This is a genomic window from Streptomyces sp. JB150, from assembly GCF_011193355.1.
Lineage (GTDB): Bacteria > Actinomycetota > Actinomycetes > Streptomycetales > Streptomycetaceae > Streptomyces.
In genome coordinates, this window is record NZ_CP049780.1 from 1 (window position 1) to 18318 (window position 18318).

General features: G+C 72.9%; 18 protein-coding genes. 6 read left to right on the forward strand and 12 right to left on the reverse strand.

Annotated elements, in window-relative coordinates:
- The first annotated feature begins 188 nt into the window (after positions 1 to 188).
- The 3 genes from G7Z13_RS00005 (at position 189) to G7Z13_RS00015 (ending at position 3868) form a co-directional block, all read left to right on the forward strand.
- Entirely contained in the window at positions 189 to 1253 is a 1065-nt protein-coding gene (locus G7Z13_RS00005; protein ID WP_240926049.1) for a methyltransferase, read from the forward strand.
- 46 nt (positions 1254 to 1299) lie between these two features.
- Positions 1300 to 2517, forward strand: a complete 1218-nt coding sequence (gene metK, locus G7Z13_RS00010) for a methionine adenosyltransferase (protein WP_165994902.1) — start codon at positions 1300 to 1302, stop codon at positions 2515 to 2517.
- A 223-nt stretch (positions 2518 to 2740) separates the two neighbouring features.
- Positions 2741 to 3868, forward strand: coding sequence for an FAD-dependent monooxygenase (locus G7Z13_RS00015; RefSeq protein ID WP_165994903.1), 1128 nt, complete (start codon positions 2741 to 2743; stop codon positions 3866 to 3868).
- 22 nt (positions 3869 to 3890) lie between these two features.
- Here the strand turns inward: G7Z13_RS00015 and pheA are convergent, their stop codons facing one another.
- The 8 genes from pheA to G7Z13_RS00055 all read right to left on the reverse strand — a co-directional run bounded on the left by pheA (position 3891) and on the right by G7Z13_RS00055 (position 10901).
- Positions 3891 to 4742: a prephenate dehydratase gene (gene pheA / locus G7Z13_RS00020; RefSeq protein ID WP_165994904.1), complete on the reverse strand. Its 852-nt coding sequence runs from the start codon at positions 4740 to 4742 to the stop codon at positions 3891 to 3893.
- Positions 4743 to 4777: 35 nt separating this feature from the next.
- Positions 4778 to 6007: a 3-deoxy-7-phosphoheptulonate synthase gene (locus G7Z13_RS00025; RefSeq protein ID WP_165994905.1), complete on the reverse strand. Its 1230-nt coding sequence runs from the start codon at positions 6005 to 6007 to the stop codon at positions 4778 to 4780.
- A 2-nt stretch (positions 6008 to 6009) separates the two neighbouring features.
- Complete coding sequence (gene aroH, locus G7Z13_RS00030; RefSeq protein WP_166004471.1) at positions 6010 to 6411, reverse strand: chorismate mutase; 402 nt, start codon at positions 6409 to 6411, stop codon at positions 6010 to 6012.
- Between the two features lie 95 nt (positions 6412 to 6506).
- Entirely contained in the window at positions 6507 to 6752 is a 246-nt protein-coding gene (locus G7Z13_RS00035; RefSeq protein ID WP_165994906.1) for an acyl carrier protein, read from the reverse strand.
- Positions 6749 to 7246 (reverse strand): beta-hydroxyacyl-ACP dehydratase, encoded by a 498-nt coding sequence (locus G7Z13_RS00040; RefSeq protein WP_165994907.1) that lies wholly within the window; start codon positions 7244 to 7246, stop codon positions 6749 to 6751. The genes G7Z13_RS00035 and G7Z13_RS00040 overlap by 4 nt, the downstream gene beginning before the upstream one ends.
- A complete protein-coding gene (locus G7Z13_RS00045) occupies positions 7239 to 7646 on the reverse strand; it encodes a hypothetical protein (protein WP_165994908.1) in 408 nt (135 codons plus the stop codon). Before G7Z13_RS00045 ends, G7Z13_RS00040 begins: the two co-directional genes overlap by 8 nt.
- Positions 7647 to 7655: 9 nt before the next feature.
- Positions 7656 to 9209, reverse strand: coding sequence for a phenylalanine aminomutase (D-beta-phenylalanine forming) (locus tag G7Z13_RS00050; RefSeq protein ID WP_165994909.1), 1554 nt, complete (start codon positions 9207 to 9209; stop codon positions 7656 to 7658).
- A 9-nt stretch (positions 9210 to 9218) separates the two neighbouring features.
- Positions 9219 to 10901 (reverse strand): AMP-binding protein, encoded by a 1683-nt coding sequence (locus G7Z13_RS00055; RefSeq protein WP_165994910.1) that lies wholly within the window; start codon positions 10899 to 10901, stop codon positions 9219 to 9221.
- 392 nt (positions 10902 to 11293) lie between these two features.
- Between G7Z13_RS00055 and G7Z13_RS00060 the strand changes: the two genes are divergently transcribed.
- The 3 genes from G7Z13_RS00060 (at position 11294) to G7Z13_RS00070 (ending at position 13594) form a co-directional block, all read left to right on the forward strand.
- A complete protein-coding gene (locus G7Z13_RS00060) occupies positions 11294 to 11764 on the forward strand; it encodes a nuclear transport factor 2 family protein (protein ID WP_165994911.1) in 471 nt (156 codons plus the stop codon).
- Positions 11765 to 11839: 75 nt separating this feature from the next.
- Positions 11840 to 12760: an alpha/beta fold hydrolase gene (locus tag G7Z13_RS00065; RefSeq protein ID WP_165994912.1), complete on the forward strand. Its 921-nt coding sequence runs from the start codon at positions 11840 to 11842 to the stop codon at positions 12758 to 12760.
- Between the two features lie 204 nt (positions 12761 to 12964).
- Positions 12965 to 13594 (forward strand): NADH oxidase, encoded by a 630-nt coding sequence (locus G7Z13_RS00070; protein WP_165994913.1) that lies wholly within the window; start codon positions 12965 to 12967, stop codon positions 13592 to 13594.
- A 43-nt stretch (positions 13595 to 13637) separates the two neighbouring features.
- Here G7Z13_RS00070 and G7Z13_RS00075 read toward each other — a convergent pair whose 3' ends face one another.
- The 4 genes from G7Z13_RS00075 to G7Z13_RS00090 form a co-directional block, all read right to left on the reverse strand.
- Positions 13638 to 14246, reverse strand: coding sequence for a response regulator transcription factor (locus tag G7Z13_RS00075; protein WP_165994914.1), 609 nt, complete (start codon positions 14244 to 14246; stop codon positions 13638 to 13640).
- 65 nt (positions 14247 to 14311) lie between these two features.
- On the reverse strand, positions 14312 to 15478 hold the full coding sequence (locus tag G7Z13_RS00080; RefSeq protein WP_240926050.1) for a histidine kinase: 1167 nt from the start codon (positions 15476 to 15478) through the stop codon (positions 14312 to 14314).
- A 219-nt stretch (positions 15479 to 15697) separates the two neighbouring features.
- Positions 15698 to 17995 (reverse strand): TOMM precursor leader peptide-binding protein, encoded by a 2298-nt coding sequence (locus G7Z13_RS00085; RefSeq protein ID WP_165994916.1) that lies wholly within the window; start codon positions 17993 to 17995, stop codon positions 15698 to 15700.
- Entirely contained in the window at positions 17992 to 18273 is a 282-nt protein-coding gene (locus G7Z13_RS00090) for a hypothetical protein (protein WP_165994917.1), read from the reverse strand. The genes G7Z13_RS00085 and G7Z13_RS00090 overlap by 4 nt, the downstream gene beginning before the upstream one ends.
- Positions 18274 to 18318: the final 45 nt, after the last annotated feature.

Genomic DNA, 18318 nt, shown 5'->3' on the forward strand with positions numbered 1-18318 from the left:
GCCTCAGCGGGCACCGGCGGACCCCGTCCCGGCCTGCGCGAACGCCCGGCCGCGGGCCCCGCCCCGGGCGCGCGGCCCCTACCCGGCGCCCCCGAGCCCACGCCCCGCGCACGCCGCACCCCCGATGCTCGGCCAAGGCAGCCGCGACCGGGCACCGGCCTGTGCGCGACCTCGAAGGGAACCGCTCCATGACTGCACACGCCACACTCGCCCGTTTCCGCGAGTACATGGTGGGACCCGCACGGTTCATGAACCTGCTGTCCTGCTTCGAACTCGGCCTCATCGACGCCCTGCGCGACCGTCCCGGCCAGAGCGCGGCCCAGCTCGCCGCCGCCGTGGGAGCCAAGCCCGACGCGGTCGAACAGCTCCTGCACCTGCCGGTCAAGGAAGGCTTCGTCGCCCACGACGAGACCGCGGGAACCTACCGCCTCGACGCCCTGGCCGACGTACCCGACGCCGACCTGCACCGGGTCCTGGCCTTCATGGACAAGATCAAGGTCACCACGCTCCGGCAGCTGTACTACCTCACCGACAGCGTGCGCACCGGCACCACCGTCGGACTGCGGGAACTGTACGGATTCGACGGGGACCTGTACGCCGCGATGGGCGTGCACGCGGACCTGCGCGAGTCCTGGTCGCGGCTGATGGACTCCGTCACCGACCGCATCGACCCCTGGTTCTTCGACAACATCGACATCCCCGCCGGCTCCCACGTCCTGGACCTGGCGGGACACACCGGCCTCGGCGCGATCCACACCCACCGCCACAAAGGCTCACCCGGACTGCGGGTGACCACCTTCGACCTGCCCGGCAAGCGCGAGGAATGCCTGCGCAACTTCCGCGAACACGGCGTGGAGGCCACCTCGTCGTTCATCGGCGGAGACGTCTTCCAGGGCGTCCCCGAGGGCTTCGACGTCGTCCTGATCAAACACTTCCTGAACATGTTCGACAAGGACGACGTCCTGAAGATCCTCACCCGCGTCCACGCCTCCCTCGCACCGGGCGGCCGCCTCCACATCCTGGTGCCCATCTACGCCGAGGACATCAAGGACTCCTGGAGCGTGGACTACTACCCGTCCTTCTTCCTGGGCTGCGCCACCGGCCAGGGCGGCCCCCAGAAACTGTCGACCTTCCGCGCCTGGCTGCAGGAGGCCGGATTCACCGTCACCCGGGCCCTCTCCCAGGACCCCGCGCAGCTGCCGCCGGACGCCCTGCCGCTGCAGGGCATCCTCAGCGCCACCAGGAACCCCTGACCGCCTCCCGCACCAGGCCACCGCCTTCACACCCCTGGGGAGAGCCATGTCCCACCGCCTGTTCACCTCCGAATCCGTCACCGAGGGACACCCCGACAAAATCGCCGACCAGATCAGCGACACCGTCCTGGACGCCCTGCTGCGCCAGGACCCCGCCGCCCGCGTGGCGGTCGAAACCCTCATCACCACCGGCCAGGTCCACATCGCCGGCGAAGTCGCCACCACCGCCCGCGCCGACATCGCCGCCCTGGTCCGCGCGAAGATCCTCGACATCGGCTACGACTCCTCCGCCAAGGGCTTCGACGGCAACTCCTGCGGCATATCGCTCTCCCTGGGCGCGCAGTCCCCCGACATCGCACGCGGCGTCGGCCCGGCCGGCCGCACGCCCGCCGGCACGGACGGCGAAGACGACGCACTGGCCCGCCAGGGCGCCGGCGACCAGGGCCTGATGTTCGGCTACGCCACCGACGAGACGCCCAGCCTGATGCCGCTGCCGATCGAACTGGCCCACCGCCTGTCCCTGCGCCTGGCAAAGGTCCGCAAGGACGGCACCCTCGCCTACCTGCGGCCCGACGGCAAGACCCAGGTCACCATCGAGTACCACGGCAGCCGGCCCGCCCGCCTGGACACGGTGGTCGTCTCCTCCCAGCACGCGAGCGCCATCGACCTCGACACGCTGCTGGCCGCCGACATCCGCACCCACGTCGTCGAACCCGTCCTGGCCCGCCTCGCCGAGGACGACATCAAACTCGACACCGACGGCCACCGCCTGCTCGTCAACCCCACCGGCCGCTTCGAGATCGGCGGCCCCATGGGCGACGCCGGCCTGACCGGCCGCAAGATCATCATCGACACCTACGGCGGCATGGCCCGCCACGGCGGCGGCGCCTTCTCCGGCAAGGACCCCTCCAAGGTGGACCGCTCGGCCGCCTACGCGATGCGCTGGGTCGCCAAGAACGTCGTCGCCGCCCGCCTCGCCGCCCGCTGCGAGGTCCAGGTCGCCTACGCGATCGGCAGGGCCGAACCGGTGGGACTGTTCGTGGAGACCTTCGGCACCCACACGGCCGAACCCGACCACATCGCCCGCGCCATCACCGAGGTCTTCGACCTGCGCCCGGCCGCCATCATCCGCGACCTGGACCTGCTGCGCCCCATCTACGCCCAGACCGCCGCCTACGGCCACTTCGGCCGCGAGCTGCCCGACTTCACCTGGGAACGCACCGACCGCGCCGACGCCCTGCGCCGCGCCGCGGAAACCGGCTGACCCCACCCCCACACCCCCGCACACCCGCGACCCGCCGCACACCCGAGACCCGCCGCGCAAGGGCCGCCCACCACCCGGCCACTTCGCCTGCACCAGTGCCGGTGCCGGTGCCGGCACCCGCCCGGCACCTCCAGCCGACGGCCGCTGCACAGACCGCTTTCACAGACCGCTTCAACGACCGCGCCCCGAGGCGCCCCTTCGTGAACGACCGGGAAGGACCACGATGACGCCGCAGCGCACCCCTCACGTGCTGATAATCGGCGCCGGGATCGCCGGCATGTCGGCCACCATCGCCCTGCGGCGCACCGGCGCGGCGGTCGACCTCATCGACATCGAGCCCGGCTGGACGGTGAGCGGCGCCGGGCTGACGATCACCGGGCCGACCCTGCGCGCGCTGCGCCAGCTCGGGGTGTACGAGGAGGTCGCCGCGCAAGGGTACGTGGGGGAGGGCATCCGGGTGTGCGGCGTCGACGGCAGCCACATCCGGGACATCCCCACCCCGATGCCCGCCCAGGCGCAGGTGCACGGCTCCGGCGGCATCGGCCGCCCGGTGCTGTACCGGATCCTGTCCGCGAAGGTCCTCGCCTGCGGGGTGCGCCCGCGCTTCGGCACGTCCGTCACCCGCATCGTCCAGGACGCCGGCGGCGTGGACGTCACCTTCAGCGACCGCACCCGGGGCCGCTACGACCTGGTGGTCGCGGCGGACGGCATCTACTCGCGCACCCGCCGCCAGGTCTTCCCCGGCGCGCCCCGCCCGCACTACACGGGCCAGAGCGTGTGGCGCATGTTCGTCCCGCGCCCGCCGGGAATCGACCGCCGCCACTACTTCCTCGGCGGTGAGGTCAAGGTCGGCTGGACACCGGTGGCGGCCACCCGCATGTACCTGTTCGTGGTCGAGCGCACCCCGCGCCGCACCCGCCGGCCGCACGAACTGCCCGCCGCCCTCGCCCGCCTGCTGGCACCCTACGGCGGGCACGTCGGCGACTTCCGGGAGTCGATCGGCCCCGGCAGCGAGATCGCCTACCGGCCGCTGGAGACGTTCAGCCTGCCCGGCCCGTGGTACCGCGGGCGGGTGCTCCTCGTCGGTGACGCCGCCCACCCCACCACACCGCAGCTGGCCTCGGGCGCCGGCATCGCCGTCGAGGACGCGCTGGTGCTCGCCGAGGAACTCGCCCGCCACCGCACCGTCCCCGCCACGCTCCAGGCGTTCTCCGCCCGGCACGAGCAGCGGTGCCGGTTCGTCGTCGACAGCTCCATCGAGATCGGCCGGCTCGAACAGCGGCAGGCACCGCCGCACGCCCAGACCGCCGTCGTCGAACGCGCCCTGGCCCGGCTCGCCGAACCGATCTGAACACCCGGCCAGGGGGGCGGTTCTATCCGGTGAGGGCCGGCCGGTCCGCGCCGGCGCGGGGGTAGCTGCCCAGCACGAACGCGGCGTGGCGCCGCACCAGGGCGTCGACGACCGTGCGCACGGGGGCGTCGTCGAGGTGTCCTTCGCACTCCAGGAGGAAGGAATAGGTGCCCAGGCCGAAACCGCCCGGCCGTGACAGCACGGCGGTCAGCCGGACACCCCGGCGGGTGAACTCCTCCAGCACGGCGTGCAGATGCTGCATCTGGCCGGCCAGCGGAACGACCAGGCTGGTGCGGTCGGCGCCGGTGGGCCCGCCGGTGGCGGCCACCGGCCGGGAGACCCGCACGAAGCGGGTCACCGCGTCCGTGCGGTCCCCGATGCCCTGGGCGACGATGTCCAGCCCGTAGCGGCGCAGCGCGTCCGGCGCGGCGATGGCCGCCCGGTGCGCGGCGCCCGCGGCGGCCACGTCCCGGGCGGCCTGCGCGGTGGAGGTGGCGCTGACCACCTCGGCGCGCGGCAGGTGAGCGCCCAGCCAGGCACGGCACTGGGCGTGCGCGACCGGATGGGTCACCACCTGCCGTACGGAGGCGAGGCTGCCGGCCGGGACGACGGCCAGCGCGAACTCCACCCGCAGCAGCGTCTCGGCGACGATGACCAGGTCCCGCCCGCCGGTGAGCGCGTCGACGGACTCGGTGACGGCGCCCTCGACGGAGTTCTCCCACGGGACGACACCGGCCTGCTGCGTGCCGCGGCGCACCGCGTCGAGGACCTGACGCACCGTCGGATACGGCACCGCCGCCGCCCGCGGCACGCCCAGCCCGCGCACGGCCGCCTCGGTGAACGAGCCCTGCGGGCCCAGATAGGCGACGGACATCGGCGATCCCTCCCGGCTCGGCCGGCTCACCCGGCTCACCCGGCGCTCCAGGCCCCGGCGACGGCCACGGCCTGGCGGGGGTTGAGCCGCGGGTCGCACAGCGTGGTGTAGCGCCGGGCGACGTCGGCGGACTGCGCGGGGCTCCAGACGCACTCGGTGACGTCGTCCGGGGTGGTCTCCAGGTGCAGGCCGGCCGCGACCCCGCCGGCTTCGGTGACCGCCTCCTGGAAGGCCACCACCTCCTCGATCACGGTGGCCACCGACCGGGTCTTCAGCCCGGCGGGCGTCTTGATGGTGTTGCCGTGCATCGGGTCGCACAGCCAGGACACCGGGTGCCCGGCCTCCACGACGGCCCTCACCAGCGCCGGCAGCCGGGCGGCGACCTGGCCGGCGCCCATGCGCGCGATCAGCGTCAGCCGGCCCGGCTCCCGGCCCGGGTCCAGCCGGGCGCACAGCTGCACCAGCTGCGCGGCGGTCATGGTGGGACCGACCTTGCAGGCCACGGGGTTGGCGACCTGGGCGAGCAGCTTCACGTGGGAGCCGTCCACGTCCCTGGTGCGTTCACCGATCCAGGGCAGGTGGGTGGAGGCCAGGTAGCTCTGGCCGCCCGCCGCGCGGCGCAGCAGCGGCCGCTCGTAGTCCAGCACGAGCGCCTCGTGGCTGGTCCACACCGGCGCCCCGGTCGGCGGCATCCAGGCGCCGGTGCGCTGGCGCAGCAGCGTGGTGGCCTGCTGTGCCGCCGTGTAGCAGGCGAGCATCCGCTCCGCGTCCGCGCGGCGCTCCTCGGCGGTGGCGGCGGGCCCGTTGACCAGATGGCCCCGGTAGACCGGCAGTTCGAGCCCGTCGACGGTCTCGGTGGGGGAGCTGCGCGGCTTGGCGAACTGCCCGGCGATGCGGCCGATGCGGATGACCGGCCTGCCGGTGTTGATCTTCATGACGCCGGCCAGCGCGTCGATCAGGCCGATCTTGCGGTTCACCGCCTGCGGGTGGCACTCGGCGGGGTCCTCCGCGCAGTCCCCGGCCTGGATGACCTGGTAGGTGCCGCCGGCCGCCTCGGCCATCAGCAGGCGCAGCATCTGCACCTCCTCCCAGCCCACCAGGCCGGGCCGCGCGGCCAGTTCGGCCCGCACCGCGGACGCGCGCTGCGGGTCGGCCCACACGGGCTGCTGCTCGGCGGCCACCAGCCGGCCCGCGTTGACGCCGAGGGCGGCAGGCGGCCGCAGATCGCGGTCACGGACGGGAGAGGCGAGGGGCGTCGCGGACATGATCAGGCTCCTTGGGGCAGAGGGGAGTCAGTGCCCGCAAGGGGGGCACCCAGGTCGGGGCGCAGCGCCGCCGCGGCACCGAGATAGACGTGATGCATGCCGTCACGCGGCCGCGGGCTGTGCACATGCGCCAGAATCCGGATGACGCGCTCGAGCGAGCCCGGGACCGCGATCTCGGCCGTGCACAGCAGCGGGACGTCGGTCAGGCCCAGCTTCCTGGCCGCGGCCGCCGGGAAAGCCGAACGCAGATCGTGGGTGGTGGTGAAGACGATGCTGATCAAATCCGCATCGCCGAGCTCGTTGCGCCGCAAAATCTCGCCGAGGAGTTCCCGGGTGCCCTCTTCGATGAGTACGGGATCGTCACCGGCGACCTGGGTGGCACCGCGCACGGCACGCACGGCCACAGCGCCGGGGCCGGTCGCCCGGCTGGTCGGAATCGTCACGGGGCTGACTCCTGTGTCTGCGAAGAACACGACAGGACCGAGGGCGCCGCAGGCGGTCAGGCCCGCTGCCCGGCCAGCAGGCCGTACAGCGCGGCGATGGTGCGCGCCGAGGGCAGCTCCTGCGCGGGCAGCACCACCCGGAACTGCTTCTCCACCTGCGCGACGATCTCGATGAGGTTGAGCGAGTCGGCCTGGTAGTGGTCGAACAGGTCCGCGTTGTCGTCGATCTCGTCCTCGCCCAGCGCCAGGATCTCCGCGACGATCGCACGGATTGCGGCCAGGGAGTTGTCGGTGTCGTTCATCTGCCGTCCTTGTCTTGAGGGGATGCCGGCGCGGGGGGCAGCAGACTCGCGGCAGGCCGCGAGACCACCAGGATCGAACCCACGTCGAGAACCGTTTCGCCGGCGCTGAGCGTCCGGCCGGTGAACTCACCGACCCCGCCGGAATGATGACGAAGCTGTACATGGTGTTCCAGGACGTCGCCGGGCACCGCCGGCGCGCCGTAGACCAGGTCGCGCACGCCGACCATCAGCGGCACCTCCTCGGGCGGGCCGAGCCCGGCCAGCGACCACAGCACGGACACCGCCTGGCCGAACGATTCGAGCACGAGCACCGACGGATACGCGTAACCGTCGATGCCGGCGCCGTCGGCCACGTCGCGGTAGCAGTCCTCCCCGCCGGTGACCGCCTTGGTGGCGACCAGGGAGCCGGGCGGCGAGAAGTGGCGCACGGTGTCCAGCAAAAGCATCGGAGGGCGCTGGCGCAGCCGGCCGCGCACCTGGCTGTGGTCAAGCACCGGCCACCACCGGCTCCAGCGTGAGGGACACGTCCGCCGCCGGCAGCCCGTCCCCGCGCGCACCGCGCGCACGGACCGTGACCCGGCCGTGCGCCCCCGCCGTGACGAGCAGGACCAGTTCCAGCTCGTCGCCCGCGAACAGCGGGCGCGCGAAGCGGGCACGGTCGATGCTGCGCAGCGAAAGCTCCCCGCCCACCGCACCGGCGGCCGCCTGGCGCACCGCGTCGATCAGCAGCACCCCCGGCAGGATCGGGAAGCCCGGATAGTGGCCGGCCATCTGCGCGGCCGCCCGCTCGACGGGCAGCCGCACCGTGACGCGCGTGCCCTCGGCCGTCCGCACGGCCTGCGGCGGGCCCTCGAGCGCGTCGAACACCTTCGCTTGCGGCGACGAGACAGGCACCGGCGCTCCTCAGCCCAGGCCCGGCTCGTCGAGCAGACGCTGCGCGAGCGCCTCCACGTAGTCGGTGATCGTCACGTCGTGGTCGAGGTAGGGGACCACCTCACGCACCTGCTCGTACAGCCGCCGGGTCGCCGGCGACAGCCCCTGCGTGCCGCGGATGTCGACCGCCTGGCAGGCGCACAGCAGCTCGAAGGCGACCACGTAGGCGACGTTGTCCAGCACCTCCCGGGCCCGCCGGGCGGCGACGAAACCGAACGAGACGATGTCCTGGAAGTCCGCGGTCGAGGTCAGCGACTGGATGGACATCGGCATGGTCTTCGCCCGCGTCTCCGCGGTCAGCGAAGCGGTCATGAACTGGCCGCCCATCAGCCCCAGCCGCAGCCCCGGGTTCTCCTGGCACAAGAACGCCGGGAGGCCCTCGCTGTTGCTCTTGTCCAGGTACCGGTCGATGCGCCGGTTGGACAGGTTCATCAGCGTGGTCAGCGCGATCGCCAGATGGTCCATCGCCATGGCCACGTACTGCCCGTGGAAGTGCCCGTTGTGGAACACCTCGTTCTCGTCGGGGTCGACCAGCGGATTGTCGTTGGAGGAGTTCAGCTCGTCCTCGACGACCTTCTCGATCGAGGCGAGACTGTCCACGACCGGCCCGAGGATCTGCGGGGTGCAGCGGATGGAGTAGGCGTCCTCGATGGACTGCGAACCCGCCTTGGCGGTCTTGCCCATCTCACCCGACAGCAGATGCTCGGTGTCCAGCTCGTCCACCGCCAGCGTCGAGTCGGCCAGCGTCTCCCACAGGAACCGGGCCACCTCCTGCTGCCCCTTGTGCGGCTTGAGGGCGTGCACCCGCGGATCGAACGGCTTGGTCTTGCCGGCCAGCGCCTCCACCGACAGAGCCGACACCAGCAGATACGTCCGCAGCAGCCGCTGGGCCCGCGCCACGTTCAGACTGCCCAGGCCCACCATGCCGGAGGTGCCGTTGATCAGCGCCAGGCCCTCCTTGAAACTCAGCTCCATCGGCTCGATGCCCACCCGCCGCAGCGCCTCACCACCGGGCAGCACCTCACCGTCCAGCCGCGCCTTCCACTGGCCGATGCACACCAGGGCGATCGCGGCCAGCGGCCCCAGGTCGCCGCTGGTGCCCAGCGACCCCTTCTCCGGCACACACGGCACCACACCGGAGTTGCGGACCGCGATCAGCTTGTCCAGGTTCGCCGGCGAGATCGCCGAGTTGCCCCGCGACAGCGACACGATCCGCGACGTCATGATCGCCCGGACCGTGACATCGTCGAGATGATCACCCACGTTGGTCGCCACGGCGTTCAGGAGGTTCTCCTGCAGCTGCCGCGCCATCGTCACCGGCACCAGGTAGTTGACGAACCCGCCCATGCTGGTGTTGACGCCGTAGATGACGCGTTCCTCCGCGACGAACTTCTCCAGCGTTCGGCGCGAGGCCTGCACCCGCGCGCGCACGGAGTCGTCGATGGCCACCGGATCACCCGAGACCGCCGTCGAGGCGACGTCGTTCAGCCGCACCCGCTGGTTGATGGACAAGGTGTAAGTCACGTAAAGCTCCTAAGCGTTGGCGTTCGTAGCGAGTCGTACATCCGATGTCGCCACCGGCCCCGGCACCCCGGACACCGTCGGCACCGCGGGCGCCGCCGGCGCCGCAGGCGTCGTGGGTGTGGCGGTCGGGGAGGCCAGCTGCCGGGCCAGCACCTCCCGGTCGACCTTGCCGTTCACGGTCAGCGGCAGCTCCGGCACGACGCGGACCGAACGGGGCACCATGTAGGCGGGCAGCTCCCGCGCACACACCGCCAGCGCCGCCCGCACGTCCAGCCGCGCCTGCCCGCCGTCCAGGACCACGGCCGCCATCAGCACGTGGTCCCCCGCCCGCGGCACCAGCACCGCCGCGGCCGCCGTCACCGACGGCAGACGGGTCAGCGTGCCCTCGACCTCACCCAGCTCCACCCGGTTCCCGCGGATCTGCACCTGGTGGTCGCAGCGGCCCACGAACACCAGATCACCCCCCGCGCCCACCCGGGCCAGGTCCCCGGTGCGCAGCACCTTCTGCCCGTGCCGCGACTCGACCGGGTCGGGCACCAGCACCGCCGCCGTCGCCTCGGGATCGTTCCAGTAACCGGTGAACAGGCACGGGCTGCGCAGGTAGATCTCCCCGATGCCGCCCGGCTCGGTGACGACCTCACCGCGCTCGTCCACCACCGTCATCTCCGCGCCCGCGTGGGCGTGACCGATCGACAGCCGCTCCAGCCCGGCCGGCAGCGGATCGGGAACATCCGTGAACGAGGCGGCCATCGACTCCGTCGCCCCGTAACCGTTGACCAGCCGGACACCGGGCAGCGTCTGCTGCAGCCGGCGCAGCTCCGGCAGCGGGAACTCCTCTCCCGCGAAGACCACCGACCGCAGCCGCCGCAACTCCGCGAGCAGCTGCGGGTCATGACGCAGCACCGGACGCCACAGCGAGGGCACACCGTGCACCTGGGTGACCCCGGCATCGCGCAGAAAACCGATCATGCGCCGCGGCGAGCCGAGATCCTCACGCCGCACCGGCACCAGCGCCGCGCCGGCGGCCAGCGCCACACCGATCCCGAACAGCGCGAAGTCGAACTGCAGCGGCGACGTGCTCGCCACCCGGTCCCCGGGCCCGGCCAGCCGGTCGTGCAGCATCGCACGCAGGAACGTCACGATCGCCCGGTGGCTCATCACCACCCCCTTGGGCCGGCCCGTCGACCCGGACGTGAAGACGATGTACGCGGTGTCGGTGGCCAGCACGGCACGCCGCCGGCGCACCCGGCGCGCCGGCGCACGCTCGACCACCAGACCCGCGGGGCCGAAGTACGCGCTGCCCTCCACCTCGACCGACTCCCGGCGCGCCAGATGGCCGGCCCGGGCGTGCAGCGCCGGCTCGACCGAACCCACGATCGACACCAGACGGGCGTTTGGTGTCTGCGGGCTCACCGTCACGAACGGCAGCCCCAGCAGCGAACAGGCGAGCAGCATGGCCACCGCCGGCGCCGAGGTGTCCGCCTCGATCACCACACGGTCACCGACATCGAGCCCCAGACCGTTCAGGACGTCCGCGTACTGCTGGGTCAGCACGTCCAGCGCACGGTAGGAGACCTCCGTGAGGACCCCGTCCTGGTCCGCCTCCACCACCGCCGGCGCATCCGGGGAGACGGCCGCGGGCCCCATGAGCAGCCGGTAGAGGTTGTCCGCCGAAGCAAGCGGCCGTTCCATAGCGTCTCCCTTGTCGGTGAAGTGACGGCGGCGCGCGCCGGCCGCGGCCCCTCAAGGCCCGCGTCACGCCGGGGCCTTGAGCAACCCACCGTGGGACACCGCGATGGGCGCGGGACTGGAGCCCGTCTTGACCGCCGGTGTATCGGCAGGTCGGCGCCCTGCCCCCGCACCCCCGGCCCCACCACCCCCGCACCCCCGGCCCCAACCACCCCCACCCTCCGGCCCGAACCACCACCCCCCGGCGCGCGCCCGCCGCCCGCCCCACCCCCTGCAACCCGCCTCGGCGCTGCGCCGCGCCTGCCCGCGCTCCAGCCAGGTACGAGGGACAGGCGAGGACGACGACCTAGCGTCACTGACGAACCGAACCGGCCAAGATCTCAAAGGGAGCCCGCATGTCCTCCGAGGAGCACGAGTTCAAGCTGCCTGGCGCCGACCTCGCGCAGCCCGACGCCGAACTGCGCAAGAAGCGCGAGGCGGTCGTCATGGAGCACACCATCGCCGAGAACGCCTGGGACATCGACGGGGTGCTCGCCACCTTCCCCCGCGGCGGCGTCTACCGGGTCATGGCGTACGAGGAGAGCCCGTTCATCGGTGAACAGGCCATCAAGGAGCAGTACTTCGCCGAGCTGCGCGAGGCCTTCCCGCACCCCGAGCACGACCTGCTCCACGTCCACCACACGCCGACCGCGGTGATCCTGGAAGCCCAGTTCCGCGCCAAGCAGGAGGCCGACTGGCGCGGCATACCCAACCGCGGCAAGTCCGTCGACGCCCCCGTCGCCGTCTTCTTCCACTTCGACGGCGACGTCCTGGTCGACGAGACGCTCTACTTCGACATGGCCACCTTCGCCCGTCAGCTTGCCTGAGCCCGCAGTGCCGGGGCGCACGGATGCGGGCACCCCGGCAGCCGGCCCGGCCGCCCACGACAAGGACCACCACCCATGAGCCTGTCCAGGACGGACCGCACAGCACCGGTGCCGGCCCACTCCGCCGGGGTCCGCCCGATCCTCCTCGACGCCGCGGGCCTCACCCTGTCCGGCCTGCTGGCCCAGCCGCCCGACACCCCGCCCCGCGCGACCGTCGTCGCCGTGCACGGCGGCGGCATGCGCGCGGGCTACTTCGACGGACAGGCCGACGCCGACCTGTCCCTGCTCACCCTGGGCGCCCGGCTCGGCTACACGGTGCTGGCCCTGGACCGGCCCGGCTACGGCCACTCCGCCGCACAGGCCCCCGCCGGCCTCACCCTCGACGAGCAGTCCGCCGTACTGTCCGCCGCGCTGGAGGCGTTCGCCGCCCGCCACCGCGTCGGCCGCGGCTTCCTCCTGCTCGCCCACTCCTACGGCGGCAAACTCGCCCTGACGACCGCCGCACGCACCCCCGGCCTGCTCGCCCTGGACGCCTCCGGCGTCGGCCACCGCTACGGCATCCGGCCCGACGAACGCCGCCGCCTGCGCCGCCACCTGGAATGGGAACGCAACTGGGGCCCGCTCGGCCTCTACCCGCCGGGCACCTTCCGCGCGGCCGAGCACCTCATCGCCCCCATCCCCGCCCGCGAGGCCGCCGAAGTACCCCTGTGGCCGGCGATGTTCGACGAACTCGCACCCCGCATCGACATCCCGCTGCGCCTGACCTTCGCCGAGCACGAGGCCTGGTGGCAGCACGAGGAAGCCGACCTCGCCGACCTGACCTCCCGCCTGACCAGGGCACCCCTCGTCCGCGTCGAGCGCCAGCCGGGCGCCGGCCACAACATCAGCCTCGGCCGCGCCGCCCGCCCCTACCACCTGCGCGCACTGGCCTTCTTCGACGAAGCCCTGCGCACCGCCGGCCACGACCCGGCCGGCACCCCCGCCCCCGCCTGCTGACCGGGCGACGGCCGCCCGGCCCCGCGCACACACCACGGGGCGCTCCCGGGCCGGCGGTGAACAGCCCGTGATTTTCTCATGCCCCGTGTGTGACCCGTTCGCTGCCCATGCCACCTACCCGCTTCCATACTGGAGTCGCGAGCGGGGGCCGCGGGGGAGCCGCACATGTCGTCGGCTCCGACAGCCTGAGGAGGTCGGTAGACCGTGAAGTCCCCCACCGAGAATGCCATCCCGCGCCTGCACCACCTGTGGTCGCTGCGCGAGGACACGGTGGTCGGATGGGAAGAGGAAGGCCGGGCCCTGGTGCTCAGCGGACCCCTGGGCACCGAACGGGTCGAGGACCCCGCGCCCGAGGTCGCCGAGATGCTGCGCCGCATGGAACTCGGCCCCGTGCTGCTCACCAACCTGGTCGAGCCCGGCGACACCCGCCCCGGCGGGCACAGCACCTACGCGGTGGTGCTGTCGGTGCTGCGCGGCATCTCCCACGTGGTGATCAGGACACTCTCCCTGGAGGACCTCAAGGGGCCGGTGCTGTCGGTGGTGCCGGTCGACCGCACCGCCCGCTTCTCCCTCGTCCACCTGCCGGCCCAGCGCCGGGTACGGCTGCGGCCCACCGTGACGATCACCGTGCGCGGGGACGTGCTGGTCATCCAGTCCCGCGTCATGGACCACCGGGTGGAGATCCACCGCCCCGAGGCGATGTGGGTGGTGTCCCTGCTGGCCTGGCCGACCACCCCCGACGCCATCGTCGACATGCTGCCGCTGCCCGCCGAGCTGACCCGGCAGATACTGGGCTACCTGGCCGGCGCCGGGATGACGGTGACCGCCAGCTGACCACCCCGCACCCGCCCCCAGGGGCCGGGGCCGGCCGGGCCGCTCACAGCAGCCAGCCCGACTCGCGCGCGATACGGATCGCGTCCACCCGGTTGCGGGCGTTGAGCTTGGTCACGGCCGTGGTGAGGTAGTTGCGCACCGTGCCCGCGGACAGCCGCAGCTGACCGGCGATCTCCTGCGGCTCGGTGCCCTGCGCGGCCAGCTGCAGCACCTCCGTCTCCCTGCTGGTCAGCGGGCTCTCCCCGCCGCCCCAGGCCGCCAGCGCCAGCTGCGGGTCGACCACCCGCTGCCCGGCCGCGACCCGGCGCACCGCCTGGGCCAGGTCACTGGGCGGCGCGTCCTTGAGCAGGAAACCCGCCACCCGCGCCGACATGGCCCGGCGCAGCGTGCCCGGACGGCCCAGACTGGTCAGGATCAGCGTGCGGCACTCCGGCACCCGCTCGTGCAGCAGCTCGGCCGCGCTCAGCCCGTCCAGACCCGGCAGGTCGATGTCGATGATGGCGACGTCCGGCCGGTGCTCACGGGCCGCGTTCAGGATCTGGTCCCCCCGCTCCAGCTCGGCGACCACCTTCAGGTCGTCCTCCAGATTGAGCAGAGCCACCAGCGCGCCCCGAACCATGTGCATGTCCTCGGCCAGGATGATCCGTATCATCGTCGCCCTCCCCCTACACCGCAAATCCTTCGATCCTACCCAACCCCCGCCCGCCGGGCGGGCTTTCACACCGCGATGCCGCTCGGCCCGAACGGCTCTTCCTCGCCGGCGAATCCGCCCGCCCGCCCGCCCGCGTCATGCGGCCCGGCCGCCCGCACCGGCGCCTGGGCGGTCAGCCGGAAGACGTCCGAACCGCCCTCGCCCGCCAGGCGGCGCACGGTCAGCCGGCCGCCGATGCCCTCCAGCCGCTGCTGGAGGTTGCCCAGACCGGTGCCGCTGTGCGGCGACGGCACCTGATGCCCCTGCACCAGACCGTCGTTGACGATCCGCAGGCGCACCAGGTCGCCCTCGACCCGGGCGGAGATGTGGCAGTACGAGGCCTTGGAGTGCCGCAGCAGATTGGTGACCCCCTCGCGCAGCACCGTGGCCAGCACCGTGGACGTCGCCGTGCCCAGGTGCTCGACGGCGTCGTCACACTCGACACTGACCTCGACGTCGGCGGCGGCCAGCACCGACTCGGCGGAGGTCAGCTCCGAACCCAGCGCCATCTCCCGGTAGCCGCTGGCGACCCGGCGCACATCGGCCAGCGCCTGGCGGGAGATGCCGAGCACCTCGTCGACCTCCTCGCGGGCCCGCATCGGGTTGGCCGGGATCAGCCGGTGGATCAGCTCGTTCTTCAGCGTGATCGCCGAAAGGCTGTACCCGAGCAGATCGTGCAGGTCCCTGGCGAAACGTAACTGCTCGTTGCTGACGGCCAGCCGGGCCAGATCCGCGCGGGCGCGGTGCAGCTGCTCCACCAGACTGGTCAGCCGGCTCAGCCCGTACACCACCAGACCGGTCAGCGCCGTGGTCTGGCCCATGTACACGATGTCGACCACGCTGCGGTCGTCCAGGATGCCCGGCACCAGCAGGCTCAGCGTCGTCAGCCCGTACAGCGTCCAGCCCCACCGGGCCGGCAGCAGCAGGAGCACGGACCCGGCGAAGAACCCGGCCATCGCCCCCCAGGACACCCCGAACCACATCAACGGCAGGTACGACAAGGCCCCTTGGCCGGCCAGCGTCAGCACCTTGGTGCGCATCCGCGCCCCGGCCATGGCGGGGGAGGAGTGCACCAGCTGCAGCAGGAACACCAGCACCAGACACGTCAGCGCCAGCGCCAGCCCGGACGCGGCCAGCCGCTGGGTGAGGATGTTGAGGAAGGTGATCGCCAGGTAGCAGAACAGCGCGGCCACCAGAATGCCCCGGGCGGTTCTGGTGGCCGCGCTGCGGTGGTCCTGCGATGGACCGGAACGCGACAGAAAACTCCAGGGATCGGGACGGTCCACCTCGTACGAGCCCCCTCGTGTCCGAATCTGGTTCGAAACCATACCGGACTTCATGCCGGACAGAGCGCTGCTGCGGCACGGCGCACACGGGCACGGAGGACGTGCAACTGGCCGGAAACGAACGCTTCACACGAACAGCGGGATCGGGTTGAGCTGCTCGTAGGGAGTGGGGCGGGAGAGCCGTCCGAGGTCGACCGGCACATCGAACAGCCGGCCCGGCGCGTACCTGGCCCAGAAGTGCCGCAGACCCGGGGCCATCACCTTGACCACCGGCATTCCCACCTCCGGCCGGGTCTGGTCCAGGACGAGAAGCTCCATGCCCTTGCCGCCGACGAGTTGCGTGATCGCTTCGACGTCGTCCAGCAGGTCGGTGCGCGGAGCATAGTCCCAACTGCCGGGCGTCCGCGGCCGCAAGGCCGGATCCGGCAGCAGATACGGCTGGTTGACGACGGTCGCCTGCCGCCACCAGCGCACCGGCAGCGCGTCGGTGATGCCGTAGCCGCCCCCGGGCAGGCCGTCGCCGACCGCCGGCAGCAGCTGCCCCATCTCCGTCAGCGCCCGGCGCAGGGCGACCGCCGGGTCGAAATGGGCACCGAAACCGAAGATGATGTCCTCGCCGGCCGCGCCCTCGCGCCGCGACAGCGCCACCACCGCGGGGATACCGAGGTCGCTGGTCAGATCCAGCGCCCACACCCGGCGCCCCAGCCGCCCGTACCCCTCCTGCAGCCGGCCGATGTACGGCTCGCCGAACGACTCCAGGTCGATCGCCGGCTGCCGGGTGCGGTTGTACCACCACAGGGCGACCGCATCGCGCTCCACCAGCTCCAGGAACCCCTGCACCAGGGCGTCCTCCGGGCTGCTGCCCGCCGCGTTGCCGTTGGAGTCGGCGTAAGGCGCGCGCGAACCGGCCCCGTCGCGGGGGAAGTACAGCATCGAGGTGGGCAGCAGCCGGTGGCACCGCCCGGTCAGCGACCACACCGGCGTCCACTCCACCGGCCGCTGCTCGTCGAAGGGCTCGGGCACATGATGGAAGGGCGAGCCGGAGCGGTTCCACAGCGCGCGCTCACGGAACTGCCGCTGCGCGTACAGCTGGCAGGCGTGCGGATGGATCGCCTGCTCGCCCAGCCCGGCCAGGGTGTCCACCACGACCGGCTCGTCGCCGTGCCGGGTGCCGCTGTAGCGTTCCACCGCCTCGCACAGCGCGCTGGTGCGGGCCTCGGCGTCGGTCAGGCCCTTGCCGCCGCTGAGCGCGCGCAGCCCCGCCGGGCCCCGCTCACGCATCGCCAGGTTGCGCCCCGACACATAGGTCGTGGCGAACTCCGGTGCGCCCGGCGCCGGTTCGAGTGCGGAGACGATCCCGGTGACCGGGCTCACCAGATGCCCGTAGCGCTCGAGGACCTGGTCGGGGGTCAGCGCCCGGTGCCCGCCGCCGCCGGGGGCGGCCTTGGGCCGCGACACGGGCACGAACGGCGCGCGCACCCGCCGGGCCGTCAGCTGCGGGTCACCGCAGGAAGGGCACTGGGGGACCCGCGGCACCGCGTGGACACGGGTGCGCAGGGTGAGGGTGTCGACCGTGCGGACGGCACCCTGATCGGCGTAGCGCAGGCCGGCCAGCCACTTGGCGGCCTCCAGCACCGCGCTCTGCGCGGCCATGACCCGGCCCGCGGACAGCGAGGCGATCGGCCGGCCCAGCGGCCCCTCCAGGGCCAGCGCCTGCCGCAGCGGCCCCTCGTAGCTGCGGTGCTGCTCCACCCGCAGGGCCAGGCACGTCCAGCAGGGGCCCTCGCCGGGCCGGAAGAACGGCCCGATCCACGGCTCGTAGCCGCACAGGCGGGCGAGCAGCCACGGCCGGCCCGCCGCCCGGTGCTCGGCGTCGACCCGTTCCAGCTCGGGGGAGAGGTAGTCGTCGCACAGCACCAGGGTGAGGTCGGTGTCGCTGTCGGCCACGGTCAGGCCCGAGTCGGCGCCGGCGGCGAGCACCGCGGCGGCGTCGACGCCGGCCAGCGGCAGGATCCGCAGCCGTGAGCAGGCCAGGCCGGCCGCGGCCCGCGCACCGTCCAGGCCGGCCAGGTCCCAGTACGCCTCGGCGACCGGGTCACCGGCCGCGGCCGAGGGGGCCGGGGTGCCGAAGCGCAGCAGCCCGGCCTCGCTCAGGAGCCGCAGCCCGCCCTGCGCCTCCTCGGCGGTCAGGGCGGGCGCGGCGGCCTGAAGGATCTGGGTGAGGGACCGGGTGCCGTCGAGCAGCGGGACCAGCACCTCGGCCAGCGCGCCGTGCAGGGCGGTCACGCCCTGCCGCGAGACCAGGTAGGTCGCCTCGCCGGGGACCGTCGCCGGACGCAGGTGGTGCCGGAACCCGACGAGGGCCTCCCCGTCCTGGGGGGCACCCGGCCCCGGTCTGTTGGAAGGCGGCAGTTCTGTCGTCATATCCACGACCCCGCGACGGAGTCGCTCTCGACGGCCACCGGCGCCGCGGTCGGGGCGCCGTAGGTGTAGGTCAGAGCGACGTTCGCGGGGATCGGGCCGGCACACAGGGTGAACGCGGGAGCGTCGGCCGCCGCGGGAGCCGCCTCGGCGCAGAAGGTGAAGCGCACCGCCGGACCGGCGCGGTGGCCGAGGTGCTCGACCACGAGGAGCGGACGTGCGGGAACTGCCTCGGTGATGCGCGCCGGGCCGGTGTCCGTGCTGACACTCGCATGGCTCATCGGAGTAGATCCTCACTGTCGTGGTGGGCTGGTGCTCCAATGACC

Bases quoted from the DNA above. Each gene is read 5' to 3' on its own strand.
- G7Z13_RS00075 (WP_165994914.1), bottom strand. From the start codon at position 14,246: ATGATACGGATCATCCTGGCCGAGGACATGCACATGGTTCGGGGCGCG.
- G7Z13_RS00005 (WP_240926049.1), top strand. From the start codon at position 189: ATGACTGCACACGCCACACTCGCCCGTTTCCGCGAGTACATGGTGGGA.
- G7Z13_RS00025 (WP_165994905.1), bottom strand. From the start codon at position 6,007: ATGTCCGCGACGCCCCTCGCCTCTCCCGTCCGTGACCGCGATCTGCGG.
- G7Z13_RS00055 (WP_165994910.1), bottom strand. From the start codon at position 10,901: ATGGAACGGCCGCTTGCTTCGGCGGACAACCTCTACCGGCTGCTCATG.
- metK (WP_165994902.1), top strand. From the start codon at position 1,300: ATGTCCCACCGCCTGTTCACCTCCGAATCCGTCACCGAGGGACACCCC.
- G7Z13_RS00085 (WP_165994916.1), bottom strand. From the start codon at position 17,995: ATGACGACAGAACTGCCGCCTTCCAACAGACCGGGGCCGGGTGCCCCC.
- G7Z13_RS00060 (WP_165994911.1), top strand. From the start codon at position 11,294: ATGTCCTCCGAGGAGCACGAGTTCAAGCTGCCTGGCGCCGACCTCGCG.
- G7Z13_RS00015 (WP_165994903.1), top strand. From the start codon at position 2,741: ATGACGCCGCAGCGCACCCCTCACGTGCTGATAATCGGCGCCGGGATC.
- G7Z13_RS00090 (WP_165994917.1), bottom strand. From the start codon at position 18,273: ATGAGCCATGCGAGTGTCAGCACGGACACCGGCCCGGCGCGCATCACC.
- G7Z13_RS00035 (WP_165994906.1), bottom strand. From the start codon at position 6,752: ATGAACGACACCGACAACTCCCTGGCCGCAATCCGTGCGATCGTCGCG.
- G7Z13_RS00065 (WP_165994912.1), top strand. From the start codon at position 11,840: ATGAGCCTGTCCAGGACGGACCGCACAGCACCGGTGCCGGCCCACTCC.
- pheA (WP_165994904.1), bottom strand. From the start codon at position 4,742: ATGTCCGTCGCCTATCTGGGCCCGCAGGGCTCGTTCACCGAGGCGGCC.